Annotated in this window: 1 protein-coding gene; it reads left to right on the top strand. The window is 77.9% G+C overall.

Going from position 1 to position 2313, the window contains the following annotated elements; translation table 11 throughout:
- Positions 1–16 precede the first annotated feature (16 nt).
- Positions 17–2313: acyltransferase domain-containing protein (locus tag ACFV4F_RS43135; protein WP_380511486.1), on the top strand; the 2297-nt coding region annotated here is incomplete at its 3' end.

Here is a 2313-nt window from a genome sequence, read left to right as displayed (position 1 = left end):
GGACTCCTCCTTCGGCATGAGCGGCACCCTCGCGCACGTCGTGCTGGAGGTGGCGCCGGTCGCCGTCCCGACCCCGCTCGTCGAGGCGCCCGGCGGCGTCCTGCCGTGGGTGCTCTCCGCCCGCACCCCCGCCGCCCTGCGCGCCCAGGCCGCACGCCTCGCCGAGCACCTCGACGCCGAGCCGGACCTTCGCCCGCACGACGTCGCCCACACCCTGCTCACCACCCGCGCCCTCTTCGAGCACCGCGCCGTCGTGCTCGGCGCCGACCCCGCCGAACTGCGCGAGGGCCTCGCCGCGCTCGCCGCCGGCGCCTCCACGCCGAACGCCGTCCAGGGCCTCGCCGAGGACGGCGGCCGCACCGTCTTCGTCTTCCCCGGCCAGGGCTCCCAGTGGGCCGGCATGGGCGCCCGGCTGCTCGACGAGTCACCGGTGTTCGCCGAGCGCATCGCCGAGTGCGCGGCGGCCCTGTCCGCGCACGTCGACTGGTCGCTGCTCGACGTGCTGCGCCAGGCCGAGGGCGCGCCCGCGCTGGACCGGGTCGACGTCGTCCAGCCCGCGACCTTCGCCGTCATGGTGGCCCTCGCCGACCTGTGGCGCGCCCACGGCATCCACCCGGACGCCGTGGTGGGCCACTCCCAGGGCGAGATCGCCGCCGCCGTCGTCGCCGGGGCGCTCTCCCTGGAGGACGGCGCCCGGGTGGCCGCCCTGCGCAGCCGGCTCATCGGCCGGGTCCTGGCGGGCTCCGGCGGGATGGTCTCGGTGCCGCTGTCCGCCGAGGAGGCCGAGGAGCGGCTGCGTTCGCGCTTCGACGGGCTCGCCGTCGCCGCCGTGAACGGGCCGCGGACCGTCGTCGTCGCCGGTCCGGCCGGTGAACTCGACGAACTGATGGCCGAGTTCGAGGCCGAGGGCCTGCGCGCCCGGCGGATCAGCGTGGACTACGGCTCGCACTCCGCCCAGGTCGAACTCCTGCGGGACGACCTGCTGACGGACCTCGCCCCCGTGCGCCCGCGCACCGCCGAGGTGCCGTTCTTCTCCACCGTCACCGGCGACTGGCTCGACACCACCGCCATGGACGCCGGCTACTGGTACCGCAACCTGCGCAACCCGGTCCGCTTCGACCCGGCCGTGCGGGAGCTGATGGCGCAGGGCCACGGCCTGTTCGTCGAGGTCAGCCCGCACACCGTGCTCACCATGGCGATCGAGGCCACCGCCGAGGACCGCGGCGACCGCGCCACCGCCGTCGGCACCCTGCGCCGCGACAAGGGCGGCACCGACCGCTTCCTCGCCTCGCTCGCCGAGGCCTTCGTCCGCGGCGGCCGGGCCGACTGGTCCGCCCGCACCGCCGGCGGGCGCCGCGTGCCGCTGCCCACCTACGCCTTCCAGCACGAGCACCTGTGGGCCGTCGCGCCGCGCCCCGGCGGCGAGCCGGAGGACGGCGAGTTCTGGAACGCCGTCGAGGAGGCCGACGTCGAGGCGCTGGCCGCCCGGCTGCGCATCGACAGCGGCGCGCTCGCGCCGGTGCTGCCCGCGCTGTCCGACTGGCACCGCCGCCGGCGGGAGCGCTCGACGCTCGACTCCTGGCGCTACCGGGCGACCTGGAAGCCGCTGACCGTCGCGTCCGCCCGCCTGGACGGCACCTGGCTGCTCGTCACCGCTCGGGACGGCGACGGCGAGGGCGAGGCCGCCGCAGGTGAGGACATCGCCGAGGCGCTGACCGCGCACGGCGCGACGGTCGAGCGGCTCGTCCTGGACGACACCTGCACCGACCGGCAGCGCCTCGCCGCGCTGCTCACGCACGGCGAGCTCGCGGGCATCGTCTCGCTGCTCGCCGCCGCCGAGCGGCCGAGCGAGCGCCACCCCGCCCTGCCCGAGGGCGTCGCGCTCACCCTCGCCCTGGTCCAGGCCCTGGGCGACGCCGGGCAGGCCGCGCCGCTGTGGCTGGTCACCCGCGGCGCCGTCGCCGCCGGGCGCACCGACACCGTCGCCAACCCGGTGCAGGCGCAGGTCCACGGCCTCGGCTGGACGGCCGCCCTGGAACACCCGCAGCGCTTCGGCGGCGTCGTCGACCTGCCCGACGCGCTCGACCGGCGCGCCGGCGAGCGGCTGGCCGCCGTGCTGGCCGCCCGCGACGAGGACCAGGTGGCGATCCGCCCCTCCGGCGCCTATGCCCGCCGCATCGTGCGCGCCGAGGCCGCCGCCCGCCGGGAGGCCGGGCCGCTGCGCGGCACCGTCCTCATCACCGGCGGCACCGGTACCCTCGCCCCGCACCTGGCCCGCCGCCTCGCGGCCGAGGGCGCCGAGCGGATCGTGCT

The sequence above is a fragment of the Kitasatospora sp. NPDC059722 genome (assembly GCF_042733235.1).
In the GTDB taxonomy this organism is placed as follows: Bacteria; Actinomycetota; Actinomycetes; order Streptomycetales; family Streptomycetaceae; genus Kitasatospora.
The sequence above is the reverse complement of the archived record's forward strand: the minus strand, read 5'-3'. Positions and strand labels throughout refer to the sequence as shown.